This is a genomic window from Streptomyces sp. NPDC020747, assembly GCF_044334695.1.
Taxonomy (GTDB): domain Bacteria; phylum Actinomycetota; class Actinomycetes; order Streptomycetales; family Streptomycetaceae; genus Streptomyces.
This window is the reverse complement of the sequence record NZ_JBIRTJ010000001.1, coordinates 563,910-580,983: the sequence shown is the minus strand read 5'-3', so window position 1 is coordinate 580,983 and position 17,074 is coordinate 563,910. Positions and strand designations below refer to the sequence as shown.

Sequence of the window (17,074 nt, the reverse complement as noted above, 5' to 3'; positions counted from 1 at the left end):
GGTTCCGACTCCTCTGTTCCCGGGTGGGATTCCAGGTTCCGAAGAGGGATACGGCTGGTGGGGGCCGACAGATCAATTGTGCTGTGTGCGTATGCCAGGTGTCCTGTGCGCACACCGTGAGATCTGTTCGTATGTGGTCGGCCCCGTCCGCATGTGCGGCCCCCGTGCGCTCTCCCGGAACGCGTCGCCCGATGGGAAGTTGACTCCGGCTCAGGTGGGCACGGCTTCCCCGGAGGACCACGGCCGGACCCCCTGCCGCCGGACCCGACTCCTCGTCACCGAACGGGAAGGCATCTCATGACCGACCTGCGTCTCGGCGCCCTCGGCTTCGGCCTGCGTGGTTCGCTCGCGTGCGTCGCCCACCGGCCCGGCCGGGGCTCGCGTGTGACCGTCGTCGCCGAACACGACCCGGCACTGCGGGACCGCGCCGCCGACCGTATCCCCGGCGTCCGGACCGTCGAGGACCACCGCAAGGTCATCGACGACCCGGACGTCGACGCCGTGCTCGTCCTCACCCCGGACCACACCCACGCCGACATCGCCTGCGAGGCCCTGCGCGCGGGCAAGCCCGTCTTCGTCGAGAAGCCCCTGGACATCACCATCGAGCGCTGCGACCTCATCCTGCGCACGGCCTTCGAGACCGGCACCCGGCTGTACGTGGGCCACAACATGCGCCACATGCCGGTGATCCGGCTGATGCGCGACCTCGTCCTCCGTGGCGACATCGGCACGGTCAAAACGGTGTGGGTACGCCACTTCGTCGGCTATGGAGGCGACTGGTACTTCAAGGACTGGCACGCCGAACGCCGTTGCACCACCGGCCTGTTGCTGCAGAAGGGCGCCCACGACCTCGACGTGCTGCACTGGCTCGCGGGCGGATACACCCGGCAGGTGCAGGCGTTCGGCGACCTGATGGTGTACGGCGGCAATCCGCACCGCCGTTCGCCCGGCGAGCCCAAGTCCGACGACTGGTACACCGAGGACGGCCACTGGCCGCCGCACACCCAGCGGGCGCTCAACCCCGTCATCGACGTCGAGGACGTGTCGATCGTCAACATGCGCCTGGACAACGGGGTGTTGGCCACCTACCAGCAGTGCCACTTCACCCCCGACTACTGGCGTAACTACACGGTCATCGGCGACGCGGGCCGCCTGGAGAACTTCGGGGACGGGCCCGGGGGAGCGGTGAAGGTGTGGAACTCCCGCCGCTCCGGATACCGGGCCGAGGCGGACGCCGAGTACGCGGTGCCGGACGTGGAGCAGGACGCCGAGCACGGGGGCGCGGACCCGCTGCTGATCGACGAGTTCCTGCGGTTCGCACGCGAGGGAGGTCGCACCGACACGTCTCCGGTGGCGGCACGGATGGCGGTGGCGGCGGGATTCCGGGCCACCGAGTCGCTGCGCGGGGGCGGCGTTCCGTACGAGGTGCCGCCGCTGGACGCGGAACTGGCCGCGTACTTCGAGAGGGGGCAGACACGCTGACGGCGGTGGAGGACGTGTGAGAGGGGAGCGGATTCGTGGGAGGGGAGCGAGGCGTGAAGGAAAGCTGCGGCGGAGCTTAAGAAAACCTCGATGGACCGCAGCGCCCGCGTACGGCAGATTTCTCCGCGTCGGCAGTGGAGCGCCGCAGCCGCTGAGAGGCGCTCCCGCATGGCCCACCCGCCATGCCCCCTGCCGTGACGCCACCCCTCACTCCGGGCCGGGGCCCGCCTCGGCATGCCCCGGCCCGGAACCCTCGTACACGGGAGCCGTGTTGAAGGCGCTGGTCAAGGAGAAGGCTGAGCCGGGACTCCGGCTCATGGACGTACCGGAGCCGGTCGTCGGACCCGGAGACGTGCTGATCAAGGTCCTCAGGACCGGGATCTGCGGCACCGACCTGCACATCCGCAGCTGGGACGGCTGGGCACAGCAGTCGATCAGGACCCCGCTCGTGATCGGCCATGAGTTCGTGGGCGAGGTCGTGGAGACGGGCGGCGGCGTGGCCGACATCGCTGTGGGCGACCGCGTCAGCGGCGAGGGCCACCTCGTGTGCGGCAAGTGCCGCAACTGCCAGGCCGGGCGGCGCCATCTGTGCCGCGCCACGGTGGGGCTCGGCGTCGGCCGCGACGGCGCGTTCGCCGAGTACGTCGCGCTGCCCGCGTCCAACGTGTGGGTGCACCGCGTCCCCGTCGACCTCGACGTCGCCGCGATCTTCGACCCGTTCGGCAACGCCGTGCACACCGCGCTGTCGTTCCCGCTGGTCGGAGAGGACGTACTGATCACCGGCGCGGGACCCATCGGCCTGATGGCCGCCGCCGTCGCCAAGCACGCCGGCGCCCGGCACGTCGTCGTCACCGACGTCAGCGAGGAGCGCCTGGAGCTGGCCCGCAAGATCGGCGTCAGTCTCGCGCTGAACGTCGCCGAGTCGACCATCGCGGAGGGACAGCGCACGCTCGGTCTGCGCGAGGGCTTCGACGTCGGCATGGAGATGTCCGGCAACCCCGTCGCGATGCGCGACATGCTCGCCAACATGACGCACGGCGGAAAGATCGCCATGCTCGGACTGCCGTCCGAGGAGTTCGCCGTCGACTGGTCCCGCATCGTCACCTCCATGATCACGATCAAGGGCATCTACGGCCGCGAGATGTTCGAGACCTGGTACGCGATGTCGGTCCTCCTCGAAGGCGGCCTCGACCTCGCCCCCGTGATCACCGGCCGCTACGGCTACCGCGACCACGAGGCGGCGTTCGCCGACGCGGCGAGCGGCCGCGGCGGCAAGGTCATCCTCGACTGGACCCACTAAGGACTGATGATGTTCGACTCCGTACGCGACGAGATCCGCACCACCCTCGACGAGATCCGCGCCGCCGGACTGCACAAGCCCGAGCGCGTCATCGGCAGCCCGCAGTCCGCGACCGTGAACGTCACCGCGGGCGGCCGCCCCGGCGAGGTCCTCAACTTCTGCGCGAACAACTACCTCGGCCTCGCCGACCACCCCGAGGTCGTCGCCGCCGCCCACGAGGCCCTCGACCGCTGGGGCTACGGCATGGCCTCCGTGCGTTTCATCTGCGGTACGCAGGAGGTGCACAAGGAGCTCGAACAGTGCCTCTCCGCCTTCCTCGGCCAGGAGGACACGATCCTCTACTCCTCCTGCTTCGACGCCAACGGAGGAGTGTTCGAGACCCTCCTCGGCGAGGAGGACGCGGTGATCTCCGACGCCCTCAACCACGCGTCGATCATCGACGGCATCCGGCTGTCGAAGGCCCGCCGGTTCCGTTACGCGAACCGTGATCTCGCCGATCTGGAACAGCAGTTGAAGGAAGCCGCGGGCGCCCGCCGCCGACTGATCGTCACCGACGGCGTCTTCTCCATGGACGGGTACGTGGCCCCGCTGCGCGAGATCTGCGACCTCGCCGACCGTTACGACGCCATGGTCATGGTCGACGACTCGCACGCCGTCGGCTTCGTCGGCCCCGGCGGCCGCGGCACCCCCGAGCTGCACGGCGTCATGGACCGCGTCGACATCATCACCGGCACCCTCGGCAAGGCACTCGGCGGCGCGTCCGGCGGTTACGTCGCCGCCCGCGCCGAGATCGTCGCCCTGCTGCGCCAGCGCTCGCGCCCGTACCTCTTCTCGAACACCCTGGCTCCGGTGATCGCCGCCGCCTCGCTCAAGGTCCTCGACCTGCTGGAGTCAGCGGGCGACCTGCGCGAGCACCTCGCCGCGAACACCGCCCTGTTCCGCTCCCGGATGACCGAGGAGGGCTTCGACATCCTCCCCGGCGACCACGCCATCGCCCCGGTCATGATCGGCGACGCGGCCGTCGCCGGACGCATGGCGGAGCTGCTCCTCGACCGCGGGGTGTACGTGATCGGCTTCTCTTACCCGGTCGTCCCGCAGGGCCGGGCCCGCATCCGCGTACAACTGTCCGCCGCGCACTCGACGGAGGACGTGAACCGGGCCGTGGACGCCTTCGTGGCGGCGCGGGCGGAGCTGGCGGCGGAGACGGAGGCCTGAGCGGGGAGGAAGGGGGCGGAGGCCCGGCGCCGCGGATGGGCTGAGGACCGGAGCAGCAGGGTGAGCGCGAACGTCTGAGAGAATCGGTCACATGATCGAAGCGCGGCGGCTCCACATCCTCCGTGCGGTGGCGGACCATCGCACGGTGACGGCCGCTGCCGCCGCGCTCTACCTCACGCCTTCCGCGGTCTCGCAGCAGCTGACGGCCCTTGAGCAGGAGACGGGCCACCGCCTGGTGGAGCGCAACGCCAGGGGCGTACGCCTGACTCCGGCCGGCGAGATCCTGCTCAGCCACACCAACGCCGTCCTGGCCCAGCTGGAGAAGGCCGAGGCCGAGCTCGCCGCGTACGACTCGGGTTCGGCGGGCACGGTCACCGTCGCCTCCTTCGCGACCGGTATCGGCCTGGTCGTCGCGCCGGCCGTGGCCCGGCTCGCACGGACCGCGCCCGGGATCCGCATCCGCGTCCAGGACGCCGAGGGTGACGCCAGCCTGCCGATGGTGCTCGACCGGCAGATCGACGTGGCGGTGGCCGTCGAGTACCGCGGCGCCCCGGACGCCGACGACCCCCGCCTCGCCCATATCTCGCTGTACGCCGAGCCGTTCGACGCCGTCGTCCCCGTGACCCACCGCCTCGCCGACCGTACGGAGGTGCCGCTCGGCGAGCTGGCCAAGGACCCGTGGATCGGCCCTTACCCCGGAAACCCCTGCCACGACGTGGTGGTCCTGGCCTGTGAGCACGCGGGATTCCAGCCCCGCCTCGAGCACCTTTCCGACGACTTCCGGGCGGTCGTCGCGCTCGCGTCGGCGGACGCGGGAGTCGCTCTGGTGCCGCGCTCGGCCCTGAGCGGTATGGATCTCGCGGGTGTGGTCGTACGCCCCGTCGACGGGGCCGCACCCACGCGCCGGGTCTTCGCCGCCGTGCGCCGGGGAGCCGAGGAGCATCCGCTGATCCGGCCGGTACTGGAGGCGCTGGGAGAGGTCGCACCGGTGGGATGACCGCCGGGACGGCCTGCTTCATGTCCGTTTCGAATACGGGATGGCATCCCGAATATGAGACGCGATGGAGACGTGGAGGCCGGCGGACCGGACCCCGTCGATTCCCGACTCGGCGTGCGACTGGCCGAGCTGCGGGCCGAACGAGGCTGGTCCCTGGGCGAGTTGGCGGAGCGCAGCGGGGTGAGCCGGTCGACCCTGTCCCGGGCCGAGCGTGCGGAGATCAGCCCCACGGCCTCGCTCCTGAACCGACTGTGCGGGGTCTACGGCCGCACCATGTCGCAGCTGCTCAGCGAGGTCGAGGCGGAGCCCGCCCTGCTGGTGCGGGCCGCCGGCCAGGCCGTATGGGAGGACAGGGCGTCCGGGTTCGTACGCCGGTCGGTGTCCCCGCCGCATGCCGGGCTGCGCGGCGAGCTCGTCGAGGGGCGGCTCGCGGCGGGCGCGGACATCGCGTACGACCGGCCGCCCGTGCCCGGCCTCGAACAGCACATCTGGGTGCTCGACGGGCGGTTGGAGGTCACGGCCCAGGAGACCGGGCACCGGCTGGACGCGGGTGACTGTCTGCGGTTGCGGGTGTGGGGGCCGACGCGCTTCCGGTGCACCGGCCCCGAGGACGCGCGCTATGTGCTGGCGGTGGTGCTGCCATGACCACCGTCGTCCGCCTCACGGCCGGCCAACTCCTCCGATCCGTCGACGAGTTGGCCGACCTGCTGACCGACACCGTCAACGGGGGAGCGTCGGTCGGCTTCCTCGCCCCGCTCGACCGCCCGGCCGCCGTGGACTGGTGGCGGGGTCGGGCGGACGTGCTCGCGCGAGGCGGTCTCGCCGTGTGGGCCGCGTACGCGCGAGGCCGGATCGTCGGCACCGTCGGCCTGGCCTTCCCGGACAAGCCCAACAGCAGCCACCGCGCCGAGGTGGTGAAACTGATGGTGCACCGGGAGGGGCGGGGAAAGGGACTCGGGCGTTCGCTGCTCGCGGCGGCCGAACGCGCCGCAGCCGAGGCGGGCGTGACCCTGCTCAACCTCGACACCGAGACGGACAGCCCGGCCGAGTCCCTCTACCGGTCCGCGGGCTGGACCCGGGCGGGCGTCATACCCGACTACGCGCGGACGCCCGCCGGGGTGCTTCGTCCGACGACGATCTTCTACAAGTACGTGGTGGCGGCCGAGGGTTCGGAGCCTGCGCTCAGCGGCTGACCGACCCCGCTCACGGCTGATGGCCGAGCCGGCTCCCAACGGCGTCCGAACCGGCTGTCTGCGGTGCCTGAACCGGCTCTCAGCAGGTGATTGTCAGTGGCATTGGCTACGGTGCGTTCCATGCAGGATGCCGAAGACGTACGCCGAATCTGCCTCTCTCTGCCGGACACGACGGAGAAGATCGCCTGGAGCATGCCCACCTTCCGGGTCGCGGGGAAGATGTTCGCCACGCTGCCCGAGGAGGAGACCTCCATCGCCGTGCGCTGCCCCAAGGTGGAGCGCGACGAGTTGGTGCTGGCCGAGCCCGGGAAGTTCTGGATCGCCGACCACGAGGCGGGCTTCGCCTGGGTGCGTGTACGGCTCGCGGTCCTTGAGGACTCGGACGAGTTGCGTGACATCCTCGCGGACTCCTGGCGGCAGGCGGCTCCGACCCGACTGCTGGAGTCTTACCCGGAATTGGGGCTTCCGGCTGACGGCTGAGGGGCGTTGTCAGTGCCGCGTGGCATGATCCGAAGGCGGGTGGGGAGCTCGGCGCGGAGGGGCGCGGTGATCCCGTCGAGGTCGTGGGACCGATTCGTGGGGGAGGGGTGTGAGGGGGATGGCTGGGGGCGGGTTGTCCTCGGGCGGGGTGCCGTCGTCGGGGGAGGACGAGGGCGCCGGTGACCGTGACCGCGGCCTTGGTGTCGCAGGGCGTGCTTCGGGCGCGGGTCGCCGTAACGTTGGCGCCGGTCACCGTGATCCGGGCGACGGTTACCGTGGCGCGGGTGGCGGTCACCGTGACGCGGGCGGCGGGCCCGGCCGTCGTGATGTGAGTAATACCGCCGGGCCTCGGAAGGTCTGGTCGCGGGATTTCGGACTGTTCTTCACCGCGCGGGCGGTCGCCAAGCTGGGCGACACGATGTTGCCGGTGGCGCTGGCGGCGGGACTGCTGCAGCACGGCTACGGAGTGGGGGCCGTCGGCCTGGCCATGGCCGCGTCGGCCGCCTGCTTCGCGGGTCTGGTGATCTTCGGCGGGGTCTTCGCCGACCGGATCAGCACCCGTTTGCTGATGATCGGCGCCGACGTGGTGCGGCTGGGCAGCCAGTCGGTCGCCGCCACACTGTTCTTCACCGGCCACGTGGTGCTCTGGCAGATCTGTGCGATCGGCGCGGTCAACGGCGCGGCGGCCGCGATCTTCGAGCCCGGTGTCGCCAGCACGGTGCCTCGGCTCGCCACCGACGTCCAGGCGGCCAACGGCGCCATACGGGTCGCCGAGTCCACGGCCCAACTGGCGGGGCCCGCGTTCGCCGGCCTGCTGGTCGCCTTCGCCTCACCCGGCGGAGTCTTCGCGGCCCACGCCACGACGTACGCCCTGAGCGCCGCGTGTCTCCTGCTGCTCCGGCTGCCCCCGGCCGACCCCGACCACCGGGCCCGCACCAACGGCTTCGGGGCCGATCTCGTCCAGGGCTGGCGGGAGTTCCGATCCAGGACGTGGCTGTGGGGCGTCATCGTCATCTGGTGTGTCCTGATGATCTCCGTCTGGGGTCCGACGGTCCCGCTGGTCGCGACGGAGGTCGTCCAGGAGCACGGGCCGCGCGCCTACGGCCTGGTCAACTCCGCCCTGGGTGCGGGCACGGTCATAGGCGGCCTGATCGCACTGCGCCTGCGTCCTCGGCACATGCTTCGCGCGGGTTCGCTCGCCCTCTTCTCCTTCGCCTGCTTCCCGGCCGCCGTCGGAGCGGGCTTCGGAGTGGCGGCGGTGGTGGCGGGCGCGGGCCTGTCGTTCTGGGGCGTCATGTGGGCGACCAGCGTGCAGACCCAGGTCCCGCCCGACGCCCTCAACCGCATCCACGCCTACGACATCGCCGGCTCCCTGGCCATGATGCCGGTGGGCCAGGCCCTCGCCGGTCCGGCGGCGGCGGCCCTCGGCGCGGACAACGTCCTCCTCGTGGCCGGCGCCATGACCCTCGTCGTGGCGACCGCACTGCTCTCGGTGCCCGCGATACGAGGGCTGGTGCGGGCCGAGGCGCCGACATCGCTGTCGCACGGGTCCACGGGGATGGCCCGCCCTGCGCGTACCGGCGGAGAAGACGGACAAGGGAAGAGACAGACATGCGCCGGCGGTAAGAGTTGAAGCCGAGCTGAGGAGCCCGGACGCAGAGCCAGACCTACGCACTGACCCGCGTCGCCGTCGCCCCCAGGAACCCATCGATCCGCTCCCGCAACGACCCGGCGTCCAACCCGTGCGCGGCCACGTGCTCCTCGATCTGCCCGTAGCGGCGCAGCTCGCGGCGGCCGACACCGAGCCCGAGAACGCGGTGCGGCAGGTCCGCGAGGGCGTCGTTCGCCGCCGCCGTCGACGTGCCGGCCAGGTACGGCTCGACGAGGACGACATCGCTCCCGGCCGCCTCCGTGGCCCGGCGCAGCGCGGCCGAGTCGAAGGGGCGCACGGTCGTGCCGTACAGCACGGTGACGTCGAGCCCCTCGGTGGCGGCGAGGACCGCGTCGAGCATCGGCCCGACCGCGACGACCACACCGGCCCGCCCCTCGCGGACGGTGCGGAAGCGGGCTCCGTCCACGGCGAGGGCTTCGGCGTTCGACTGCACGGACAGTCGTACGTAGACCTTGTCGTCGCCCGCCGCGACGGCGTGCCGCAGCAGCGTCTCGGCCTCGTCCGGGTGGCCCGGGACGTGCACCGTCCAGCCGTCGAGCGTGTCCAGCAGGGCGATGTCGCCGGGTGCCATGTGGGTGTAGCCGCCCGAGGGCCAGTCGAAGGACGCGGAGGCGCTGACCAGCACCGCGCCCACGTCCTGGTGCCCGAGGTCCAGCTTGACCTGCTCGAAGGGCCGCTCGACGAGGAAGCTGGCGAAGGTGTGCACCACGGGCCGCAGCCCGGTCAGCGCCAGGCCCGCGCCCGCTCCGACCAGCAGCTGCTCCCGGATGCCGACGTTGATCACGCGGTCCGGATGCCGGTGCCGCGCGCCCTCGAATCCGGCCACACCGATCTCGGCGAGGACGACCGCGACGCGCGGATCCTCGTCGAGCAGCCGTGAGACGACGGGGTAGAAGCGGTCACGCATGGTGTCCATGGGGAGAGTCCTCCGTTGTGGGAGTGCGTGGGTGCGAGCGTGAGTGTGGGGGCGGCCGGCTCAGGCGATCTTCGGCTCCACCTGGGCGACGACCACGCGCGGCCGTCCCGGGTGAGGGGCGGTGAAGGCGGCGTACAGGGCGTCGTGGTCCCGTCCGTCGACTGTCTCGGCGGACCAGCCCGCGGCCTCGAAGCGCGCGGCGATCCCACCGGGGGGCGCGTAGCTGGCGGAGGAGTTGTCGATTACGACGGTGTGCAGCTGGTCGAGCCCGGCCGGACCGGCGTACGCGATGGCCTCGTGGTTGCTGCCCTCGTCCAGTTCGGCGTCCCCGACCAGCACCCACACGCGAGGGTCGTGCAGTCCTTGGGCGCGCAGACCCAGCGCCGTACCGACCGCGATCGGCAGCCCGTGCCCGAGCGAACCGCTGCCGATCTCGGCACCCGGTACGAGCACGCGGTCCGGATGGTGCCCGAGCGGCGACTCGTACGAGCCGAAACCCGGCAGCCAGTCGACCGGCACGAAGCCCTTCGCGGCGAGCACCGCGTAGTACGCCATCGGCCCGTGCCCCTTGGACAGCAGGAACCGGTCCCGTTCCGGATCGTCCGACCGCTCCGGCGTCACCCGCAGCACCCGGTCGTAGAGGACCCAGAGCGCGTCGAGCGTGGACGTCGCCGCCGGTCCGTGCTTCTCGTCCCCGCACATCAGCCCCATCAGGCCCGGCAGGTCCGCATACCCGTGGCCGCGTTTCACCGTTGTCGTCGTCATACGGACGATCGTGCGACCTCAAGTGAGGTTGAGGTCAAGTGGTGACCGCCGGGACAAGGCGGCCTCCGGGACAAGGTGATCACCGGGACAAAAGGAGTGCGCGACCACCGACCCGAGTGCGGTATTGTTTCCGTGCGCGTTCAGCCAGGGGAAACCCCAGGTCACAACGGGCAACGGGACGTGGCGCAGCTTGGTAGCGCACTTGACTGGGGGTCAAGGGGTCGCAGGTTCAAATCCTGTCGTCCCGACCAGCTTTTTGCAGGTCGGAGGCCGTTCTCTCATCTATGGGAGGGCGGCTTCTCGCGTTTCTGGAAGGCTGGGGGTCGGCCGGGGCAGGGTTGCCGCCCCGGCCGACGGGTCTTCGGGTCAGTCGCCGATCCGGGGCAGCAGGGAGACGATCCTGCTGCCGTTCCGGGCGACCAGGACGTCCTCGTAGAGCAGGAGTTGGGGCGTGTCCCCGAAGGCGGGCCCCGGCTTCTGGTCGCCGATGTCGGCGCGGCCGCGCCAGATCTGTTCACCCGTGCGCAGGTCGAGGCCGGACAGATCGCCGGTCGGGCCGACGAAGTACACGACCCCTTGGCCCGCCGACACCACGGGAGCCGCGAGGCCCGTCGTCGCGCCCTTGTCGGGCATCTCGACCCCCACCGGGCCGGTCCACAGGGTCTTTCCGGTGGTCAGCGAGTAGGCCGAGGCCTTGCCCTGCCAGGACACGGAGATCAGAAGATCGCCGACGATGTCCGAGTAGGCCGGCTCTCCCTCGATCCGATAGGAGTGCGAGGTCTGCTCGCCGGAGCCGCTGAGGGTGGTCAGCCGCAGGTCCTTGTCGCCCGCACTCTTCGCCGAGATCAGGACCATCCGGTCGCCCGCGGTCCCGATGAGCTGCTGCCTGCCGGGCATGGTCGCGACCTTCTCGGCACTTCCGGTGGCGGGATCGAGCCGGATGACGGCGGTGTCGTCGGGCTTCTCCGTGTCCTGGTCGCAGAGGAGATAGGGCACCCCGCTCGGCACCGCGCGCTGACACACGATGCCCTTGTCCCAGGTGTGGCGCCACTTCTCCTTGCCGGTCAGCGGATCGAGGGCCGACATGGTGCGGAGCGACGGGGTGTTGGCCAGTACCGCGCCGTCGATGAGCATGGCGGCCTGGTCGGTGCGGTCGTCCTGTGGCATTTCGACCGTCCACAGCACCTCGCCGGTGTCGGCGTCCAGCGCCATCAGATCCGTACCGCCGATGTAGTCCCCGTTCGGCTCCTTGTCCGCGGTGTGATTGCGGTAGGCGTAGACCACGCCGTCGCGCGCGGCGAAGGCGTGGTCGGGCCCGTCGCCCTCGCGATTGACCTTGACCGTCCACAGCCGCTCGCCGGTGTTGGCGTCGAACTTCGCGGCGTCGTACTTGGACCCGCTGCAGTACAGCGCGGAACCGTCCACCAGGCAGCCCCGCTCGCCGGCGCCCGGGACGCTGCTCTGCCACGGCTGCCAGCCCTTCGGCGATGCCGCCGGCCGCGCGGGCCGGTCCTGCTCGGCCGCACCGCCGCCCCCCAGGCCGAGCACCGCCCCCACGGTGATCGCGGCAACGGCCACCGCCGCCCCCGCGGCCTGCGAGAAACGGCGCCGGCTGCGCCTCCGCACCACCGTTTCAGCCAGGTCACCGGGCGCCCGCACCCGGTCCAGGGCGACCGAGCGCAGTGTCTCCCGGACCTTCTCCTCCACCTGTTCCGTCGTCATCCCTGGACCTCCTTCGGCGTGTAACTGAGCGGCTGCACCTGTGCCGCGGGACTTTCGGGCCCGAGCTCCGGTACGAGCAGCCGGAGTTTGGCGAGCGACCGGTACGCCGTACTGCGCACCGTGCCGACCGGGCATCTCAGCAGCGCCGCGACCTCGGCCTCCGGCAGGTCCTCGAAGTAGCGCAGTACGACCACGGCCCGCTGCCGTTTCGTCAGTTTTCCGAGCGCCGCCCACAGCGCGATCCGCAGCTCGGAACCCGACTCGCTGCCGGCGTCGCCGCCGGACTCGGGCAGTACGGGCACCGTCGTCTCGGCACGGTGCCTGCGCAGCCGCCAGCGGTTGACCTGCTGGCGGTACATGACCTGACGGACGTACGCCTCGGGCTGCTCGATATGAGCCCAGCGCCCGTAGGCCTTCATCAGCGCGATCTGCAGCAGATCCTCCGCGCCGTGCCGGTCCCCGCCGGTGAGCAGCACCGCGAGCTGCAGCAGCGCGGTGGAGCGCATCGCTACGAACTCCCGGAACTCGTCGTGACTTGTGGCCTCCATCGACCCTCCCCTTCTCGCAACCACCACGACGTGATGAGCCGCCCGCGGCTATCCCTCGGCGGGCAGGATTGTGTGTTCACACACGCCGTCGCCAGCGCCCCCGCCTTCGCCCAGGGCAAGATCGCACGTACCGTCACTGACGAACCGACCCCTCGGGAGTGGAGCCGCAAGCGTGACCGACCCGTTGCAGGATCCGCGGTTCTTCGCCGATCCCTACCCGACCTACGCGCGGCTGCGAGACGCGGCGCCGGTGCAGAAGGTGGTCACCGGTGCGGGAGGGCGTCACAGCTACCTGGTCACGGGCTACCCGGAGGCCCGGGAGGCGTTCGCCGATCCTCGGCTCTCGAAGGACACCGTGCGGTTCTTCGCCGGCCGGCCGTCGCAGCGTGATCTCCATCCGGCCGTCTCCCGGAACATGCTCGCCACCGACCCTCCGCAGCACGCACGGCTGCGGACTCTGGTGGCGAAGGCGTTCACCACCGGGGCCGTCGCGCGGTTGCGCCCCTGTATCGCCGGCCTGGTCGACGAGTTGCTCGACTCCTGGCCGGACCACGGACCGGTGGACCTCGTCGCGAGCCTCGCGGTACCGCTGCCGGTCACCGTCATCTGCGAGATGCTGGGAGTGCCCGAATCCGACCGTTGGCTCGTGTGCACCTGGTCGAGCGATCTGTTCGCCGTCGGAGACACACAGCGGAGCGACGCCGCCTCACATGCCATCGGCGGCTACATGACCGACCTCGTCGCCGCCAGACGCGGTTCGCCCGGCGAGAGTCTGCTCGACGACCTCATCGCCGTACGCGACGGCCAGGACCGGCTGACCGAGGACGAACTCGTGTCGCTCGCCGTGCTCCTGCTCGTGGCCGGCCACGAGACCACCACCAACTTCATCGGCAACGCCGCCCTGGCCCTTCTCCAACACCCGGAGTCGCTCGCGCGGTTGAGGGCCGAGCCGCAGCTACTCGGCAGTGCGCTGGACGAGTTGCTGCGCTTCGACTCGCCGGTCGGGATCGCCACGTTCCGCTACAGCACCGAAGCGTTCACGCTCGGCGGGACCGAGATCCCCGAAGGCGTTCCGGTACTCATCGCTCCCGGCGCCGCCAACCGCGACCCGAACCGATTTCCCGGTCCGGACCAGCTCGATTTCAACCGCGGTGGCGCCGGACATCTGGCCTTCGGCCACGGAATTCACAGGTGTCTGGGAGCATCCCTCGCGCGAGCCGAGGCCGAACTCGCGCTCCGGGCGGTCATTTCCCGCTTCGCCGACATTCGACCGGCAATTCCCGCCGAGGAACTGGAATGGCGGCACACGCGATTGATGCGCGGCCTTACAGCCCTGCCTCTCACATGGTCGCGAGGGACACCTCGGTCGACTTGATCAGGGCGGTGACGGCGGTATCGGTCCCCAGGCCGAGCTCGGTGACGGCGTCCTTCGTGATCGCCGAGGTCAGGTTGCCGCCGTCGATGCTGACCTTCACGGACGCCATGGCTCCGCCAGTGGCGATGTCGGTGACCGTGCCCCGGAGCCGGTTGCGGATGGACAGGCCCTCCACCGAGCCGGTGGCCAGCGAGATCTCGGTGGACTTCACCAGGGCGCGGACGGCGGAACCCTCGGCGAGACCGAGTTCCTTCACAGCCTCCACGGTGATCGCCGCGGTGAGTTCCTGCCCGCCGTCGAGCCGTACCTTGACGGTCGCCATGGCCTCGCCCGGGGTGACGGCGGTGACGGTGCCGGGGAGCTGGTTGCGGATGCTCAGACTCATGACGCGATGCCTCACAGACTGCGTGGTGGATATGTCTAGTTTTGGGGTGGCTGTGAATTCACCGTAGTCGGGTGGGGCGTGGGTCGTGGTGAGGCTGGTCGCATTCGCCGGGCGAATGGAGTCGAAGACCTCGCAGGTCGCGCGACGAGCTGCAGGCCTCAGGTGCCGTGCGCTGCCGCGTCAGGCCGGGTACGCGTGCGTCTGGGCCGCCTTGACCGTCGCCCAGACCGTGGCCCCGGGGTGGAGGTCGAGTTCGGCGGCGGCGACGGTGGTGAGGTCGGCGGCGAGAGGGAGTTCGCCGGTGAGGTCGGCCCGGATCTGGTCGCCGTGGGTCTCCAGGCCGGCGACCTCGCACTGCCAGAGGTTGCGGGCGCTGGATCCGGTGGGGCGGTCCCGGTGGAGGGTGACCGCGCTCGGCGGGAAGGCCACGAAGACCGGGCCCGTCAGGTCCTCGGTGGTGGTGATCGCCGGGCCGTCATCCACGTGGACCGTGTGGCCTTCGGCCCGGCCCTTGTAGAGGTTCAGGCCGACCAGGTGCGCGATGTAGTCCGTACGCGGGTGGCGTGCGATGTCGGCGGGGGTGCCCTCCTGGACGACGCGGCCGTCCTCGATGACGACGAGCCGGTCGGCCAGGACCATGGCGTCCAGCGGGTCGTGGGTGACGAGTACGGCGACGGCCTCGAACTCGGCCAGGTGGCGGCGGAGTTGGGTCCGTACCTCCAGGCGGGTACGGGCGTCGAGGGCCGCGAGGGGCTCGTCGAGGAGGAGCAGGCGGGGGTTGGTGGCGAGGGCGCGGGCGAGGGCGATGCGCTGGGCCTGACCGCCGGAGAGGCGGCGGGGCTTGGCACCGGCGTGCTCGGCGAGGCCCATCCGCTTCAGCCACTCGGCGGCCTGGGCGCGGGCCTCCGCCTTGGTCGCGCCGTGGCAGCGCGGGCCGAAGGCCACGTTGTCCAGGGCGGTGAGGTGTGGGAAGAGCAGGTAGTCCTGGAAGACGACACCGACCGGCCGCGACTCCGGCGCCGTACGCTCCAACGCCGCACCGTCCAGGCGGAGACGGCCGCCGGTGAGCGGCGTCAGGCCGGCCAGGGCGCGCAGCGCGGTGGTTTTTCCGGCGCCGTTGGGGCCCAGCAGCGCGACCACGTCACCGGGTGCGGCGGTAAGCGCCACGTCCAGCCGGAACGAGCCGCGGTCGACGACCAGATGGGCGTCGAGCCCCGCCGGGGCCGGGCCGGGGACGCCCGTGGCCTCGTACGCGGACCGCTTGGCTTTCAAGGCCTTCTCGGCCTTGTCGGCCTTGTCGGCCTTCTCTGTCTTCTGGGTCTTCTCGGTGTGGGTCATGAGGCGGTCATCCAGCGGTCGCGCAGCCCGGCCAGGACCGCGACGGAGACGGCGAGCAGCACCAGGCTGAGGGCGATGGCCGCCTCGGGGTCGCTCTGCAGGGCGAGATAGACGGCCAGCGGCATGGTCTGCGTACGGCCGGGGAAGTTGCCGGCGAAGGTGATCGTCGCGCCGAACTCGCCGAGCGCCCGTGCCCAGGCCAGGACCGCGCCCGCCGCGATGCCGGGCGCGATCAGCGGGAGCGTGACGCGGCGGAAGGCGGTGAAGCGGGAGGCGCCGAGCGTGGCGGCGGCCTCCTCGTAGCGGGGGTCGGCGGCGCGCAGGGTGCCCTCGACGCTGATGACGAGGAACGGCATCGCCACGAACGCCTCGGCGATGACGACACCGGTGGTGGTGAACGGCAGCGTGATCCCGAACCACGCGTCCAGCCACTGCCCGACGATGCCGTTGCGGCCCAGCGCCATCAGCAGTGCCACACCGCCCACCACCGGGGGCAGGACGAGCGGCAGGGTGACCAGGGCCCGTACGAGCCCGCGTCCGGGGAACTCGACCCGGGCCAGCAGCCAGGCCAGCGGCACCCCGATCACCAGGCTCACCGCGGTCGCCGCCGTGGCGCACAGCAGGGACAGCTTCAGTGCCTGCCAGACCTCGGGGCTGGTGAGCTGGTCCGGCAGGCTGTGCCAGGGGGTGCGGACCAGCAGGGCGATCAGCGGCAGCACCAGGAACGCCAGGCCGAGCAGTGCGGGCACCAGCAGGGGCAGCGGTACGCCCCGGCCGAAGCCGGTCCGGACGCGACTGCGCCGCGGCCCACCTCGGAGGGTGTCGGCCGCGGCGGCGGACTTGTCGGGGGCGTCGGCCGGGGAGGTCACGGCTTGAGGAACCCGGCCCCGGTCAGGACCTTCTGGCCGTCGGCGGACTGCACGAGCGCGATGAACGCCTTCGCCGCCTCGGCGTTGGGGGCGTCCTTGAGCTGGACGATCGGGTAGTCGTTGATGGCGTCGGCCGACTCGGGGAAGTCCACGCCCTCCACCTTGTCACCGGCGGCGTTCACATCGGTCTTGTAGACGACGGCCGCGTCGGCCTCCTTGAGCTCGACCTTGGTCAGGGCGGCCTTGACGTCCTGCTCGTACGAGACCGGTGTGAGCTTGAGCTTGCCGGCGTCCAGGGCCTTCTGGGCGGCGGCGCCGCACGGCACGGTCTTGTCGCAGAGCACGACCTTCAGGCCCGACTTGGTGAGGTCCTCGAGGGAGGCGATCTTGTCCGGGTTGCCGGGCAGGGTGGCGATTTCGAGCTGGTTGCGGACGAAGGTGGCGGGCGTCCCCGAGGCGTCGCCCTTGTCCGTGACGATGGCCATCGTCTTGGGGCTGGCGGAGGCGAAGACGTCGGCCGGGGCGCCGCCGGTGATGCTCGCGGCGAGAGAGTCGCTGCCGCCGAAGCTGAAGGTGACCTTCGTGCCGGGGTGCTGCTGCTCGAACTCCTTGCCCAGCGCGGTGAAGCTCTCCTTGAGGGAGGCCGCGGCGAACACGGTCACCGTGCCGGACAGCTTCGGGGACGCCGACGCCGAGGAGTCGGACCCCGTGGACGAGTCGTCGGAGGAGGAGCAGGCGCTCAGGGCCAGCAACGCGGCGGCTCCCGCACCGGCCACCTGCATGGTCCGGCGGGTCCGGCGCGCGGAACGAGTCATCA

Annotated in this window: 18 protein-coding genes and 1 tRNA gene; 11 read left to right on the top strand and 8 right to left on the bottom strand. The window is 71.2% G+C overall.

What is annotated here, in order from left to right:
• Positions 1 to 297: 297 nt before the first annotated feature.
• The 9 genes from ACH4YP_RS02370 to ACH4YP_RS02330 all read left to right on the top strand — a co-directional run bounded on the left by ACH4YP_RS02370 (position 298) and on the right by ACH4YP_RS02330 (position 8,300).
• Complete coding sequence (locus tag ACH4YP_RS02370; RefSeq protein ID WP_398488950.1) at positions 298 to 1,482, top strand: Gfo/Idh/MocA family protein; 1,185 nt, start codon at positions 298 to 300, stop codon at positions 1,480 to 1,482.
• Between the two features lie 271 nt (positions 1,483 to 1,753).
• Entirely contained in the window at positions 1,754 to 2,782 is a 1,029-nt protein-coding gene (tdh, locus tag ACH4YP_RS02365) for an L-threonine 3-dehydrogenase (protein ID WP_361057313.1), read from the top strand.
• Positions 2,783 to 2,791: 9 nt separating this feature from the next.
• A complete protein-coding gene (locus ACH4YP_RS02360; RefSeq protein WP_398489455.1) occupies positions 2,792 to 3,997 on the top strand; it encodes a glycine C-acetyltransferase in 1,206 nt (401 codons plus the stop codon).
• Positions 3,998 to 4,088: 91 nt separating this feature from the next.
• Positions 4,089 to 4,994 carry a LysR family transcriptional regulator gene (locus ACH4YP_RS02355; protein ID WP_398488949.1) on the top strand — a complete coding sequence of 302 codons (906 nt, stop codon included), beginning with the start codon at positions 4,089 to 4,091 and terminating at the stop codon, positions 4,992 to 4,994.
• A 54-nt stretch (positions 4,995 to 5,048) separates the two neighbouring features.
• A complete protein-coding gene (locus tag ACH4YP_RS02350) occupies positions 5,049 to 5,639 on the top strand; it encodes a helix-turn-helix domain-containing protein (protein ID WP_398488948.1) in 591 nt (196 codons plus the stop codon).
• Positions 5,636 to 6,187, top strand: coding sequence for a GNAT family N-acetyltransferase (locus tag ACH4YP_RS02345; protein WP_361057251.1), 552 nt, complete (start codon positions 5,636 to 5,638; stop codon positions 6,185 to 6,187). Before ACH4YP_RS02350 ends, ACH4YP_RS02345 begins: the two co-directional genes overlap by 4 nt.
• Before the next feature lie 120 nt (positions 6,188 to 6,307).
• On the top strand, positions 6,308 to 6,667 hold the full coding sequence (locus ACH4YP_RS02340) for an MmcQ/YjbR family DNA-binding protein (protein WP_361057254.1): 360 nt from the start codon (positions 6,308 to 6,310) through the stop codon (positions 6,665 to 6,667).
• Between the two features lie 179 nt (positions 6,668 to 6,846).
• The gene (locus ACH4YP_RS02335; RefSeq protein WP_398488946.1) at positions 6,847 to 6,999 is read left to right on the top strand and encodes a hypothetical protein; all 153 of its coding nucleotides are present in this window, start codon (positions 6,847 to 6,849) and stop codon (positions 6,997 to 6,999) included.
• Entirely contained in the window at positions 6,996 to 8,300 is a 1,305-nt protein-coding gene (locus ACH4YP_RS02330) for an MFS transporter (protein ID WP_398488944.1), read from the top strand. The genes ACH4YP_RS02335 and ACH4YP_RS02330 overlap by 4 nt, the downstream gene beginning before the upstream one ends.
• A gap of 34 nt (positions 8,301 to 8,334) precedes the next feature.
• Here the strand turns inward: ACH4YP_RS02330 and ACH4YP_RS02325 are convergent, their stop codons facing one another.
• Both ACH4YP_RS02325 and ACH4YP_RS02320 read right to left on the bottom strand, forming a co-directional pair.
• Positions 8,335 to 9,255, bottom strand: a complete 921-nt coding sequence (locus tag ACH4YP_RS02325; RefSeq protein ID WP_361057263.1) for a transketolase — start codon at positions 9,253 to 9,255, stop codon at positions 8,335 to 8,337.
• A 60-nt stretch (positions 9,256 to 9,315) separates the two neighbouring features.
• Complete coding sequence (locus ACH4YP_RS02320; RefSeq protein ID WP_398488942.1) at positions 9,316 to 10,020, bottom strand: transketolase; 705 nt, start codon at positions 10,018 to 10,020, stop codon at positions 9,316 to 9,318.
• A 174-nt stretch (positions 10,021 to 10,194) separates the two neighbouring features.
• Here ACH4YP_RS02320 and ACH4YP_RS02315 point away from each other — a divergent pair.
• Positions 10,195 to 10,271, top strand: a tRNA-Pro gene (locus ACH4YP_RS02315).
• Between the two features lie 115 nt (positions 10,272 to 10,386).
• Here the strand turns inward: ACH4YP_RS02315 and ACH4YP_RS02310 are convergent.
• Together ACH4YP_RS02310 and ACH4YP_RS02305 are read right to left on the bottom strand one after the other, a co-directional pair.
• Positions 10,387 to 11,742 carry a PQQ-binding-like beta-propeller repeat protein gene (locus ACH4YP_RS02310; RefSeq protein ID WP_398488941.1) on the bottom strand — a complete coding sequence of 452 codons (1,356 nt, stop codon included), beginning with the start codon at positions 11,740 to 11,742 and terminating at the stop codon, positions 10,387 to 10,389.
• On the bottom strand, positions 11,739 to 12,290 hold the full coding sequence (locus tag ACH4YP_RS02305; RefSeq protein ID WP_398488940.1) for a SigE family RNA polymerase sigma factor: 552 nt from the start codon (positions 12,288 to 12,290) through the stop codon (positions 11,739 to 11,741). Before ACH4YP_RS02305 ends, ACH4YP_RS02310 begins: the two co-directional genes overlap by 4 nt.
• Positions 12,291 to 12,462: 172 nt before the next feature.
• On the opposite strand from ACH4YP_RS02305, the gene ACH4YP_RS02300 reads away from it, so the two are divergent.
• Positions 12,463 to 13,665: a cytochrome P450 gene (locus tag ACH4YP_RS02300; RefSeq protein WP_398488939.1), complete on the top strand. Its 1,203-nt coding sequence runs from the start codon at positions 12,463 to 12,465 to the stop codon at positions 13,663 to 13,665.
• Here ACH4YP_RS02300 and ACH4YP_RS02295 read toward each other — a convergent pair.
• The 4 genes from ACH4YP_RS02295 to modA form a co-directional block, all read right to left on the bottom strand.
• Positions 13,631 to 14,050, bottom strand: coding sequence for a molybdopterin-binding protein (locus ACH4YP_RS02295; protein WP_398488938.1), 420 nt, complete (start codon positions 14,048 to 14,050; stop codon positions 13,631 to 13,633). The two genes, ACH4YP_RS02300 and ACH4YP_RS02295, sit on opposite strands and share 35 nt — an antisense overlap.
• Positions 14,051 to 14,230: 180 nt before the next feature.
• Positions 14,231 to 15,388 (bottom strand): ABC transporter ATP-binding protein, encoded by a 1,158-nt coding sequence (locus ACH4YP_RS02290; RefSeq protein WP_398488937.1) that lies wholly within the window; start codon positions 15,386 to 15,388, stop codon positions 14,231 to 14,233.
• Positions 15,385 to 16,257, bottom strand: a complete 873-nt coding sequence (locus ACH4YP_RS02285) for an ABC transporter permease (protein WP_398488936.1) — start codon at positions 16,255 to 16,257, stop codon at positions 15,385 to 15,387. The genes ACH4YP_RS02290 and ACH4YP_RS02285 overlap by 4 nt, the downstream gene beginning before the upstream one ends.
• Complete coding sequence (gene modA / locus ACH4YP_RS02280) at positions 16,254 to 17,072, bottom strand: molybdate ABC transporter substrate-binding protein (protein WP_398489454.1); 819 nt, start codon at positions 17,070 to 17,072, stop codon at positions 16,254 to 16,256. Before modA ends, ACH4YP_RS02285 begins: the two co-directional genes overlap by 4 nt.
• Positions 17,073 to 17,074: the final 2 nt, after the last annotated feature.

What these genes read in the sequence shown, in the direction of transcription:
- ACH4YP_RS02370 (WP_398488950.1), top strand. Translation starts at nt 298, where the DNA reads ATGACCGACCTGCGTCTCGGCGCCCTCGGCTTCGGCCTGCGTGGTTCG.
- ACH4YP_RS02360 (WP_398489455.1), top strand. Translation starts at nt 2,792, where the DNA reads ATGTTCGACTCCGTACGCGACGAGATCCGCACCACCCTCGACGAGATC.
- ACH4YP_RS02355 (WP_398488949.1), top strand. Translation starts at nt 4,089, where the DNA reads ATGATCGAAGCGCGGCGGCTCCACATCCTCCGTGCGGTGGCGGACCAT.
- ACH4YP_RS02350 (WP_398488948.1), top strand. Translation starts at nt 5,049, where the DNA reads ATGAGACGCGATGGAGACGTGGAGGCCGGCGGACCGGACCCCGTCGAT.
- ACH4YP_RS02345 (WP_361057251.1), top strand. Translation starts at nt 5,636, where the DNA reads ATGACCACCGTCGTCCGCCTCACGGCCGGCCAACTCCTCCGATCCGTC.
- ACH4YP_RS02340 (WP_361057254.1), top strand. Translation starts at nt 6,308, where the DNA reads ATGCAGGATGCCGAAGACGTACGCCGAATCTGCCTCTCTCTGCCGGAC.
- ACH4YP_RS02325 (WP_361057263.1), bottom strand. Translation starts at nt 9,255, where the DNA reads ATGGACACCATGCGTGACCGCTTCTACCCCGTCGTCTCACGGCTGCTC.
- ACH4YP_RS02320 (WP_398488942.1), bottom strand. Translation starts at nt 10,020, where the DNA reads ATGACGACGACAACGGTGAAACGCGGCCACGGGTATGCGGACCTGCCG.
- ACH4YP_RS02310 (WP_398488941.1), bottom strand. Translation starts at nt 11,742, where the DNA reads ATGACGACGGAACAGGTGGAGGAGAAGGTCCGGGAGACACTGCGCTCG.
- ACH4YP_RS02305 (WP_398488940.1), bottom strand. Translation starts at nt 12,290, where the DNA reads ATGGAGGCCACAAGTCACGACGAGTTCCGGGAGTTCGTAGCGATGCGC.
- ACH4YP_RS02295 (WP_398488938.1), bottom strand. Translation starts at nt 14,050, where the DNA reads ATGAGTCTGAGCATCCGCAACCAGCTCCCCGGCACCGTCACCGCCGTC.
- ACH4YP_RS02290 (WP_398488937.1), bottom strand. Translation starts at nt 15,388, where the DNA reads ATGACCCACACCGAGAAGACCCAGAAGACAGAGAAGGCCGACAAGGCC.
- modA (WP_398489454.1), bottom strand. Translation starts at nt 17,072, where the DNA reads ATGACTCGTTCCGCGCGCCGGACCCGCCGGACCATGCAGGTGGCCGGT.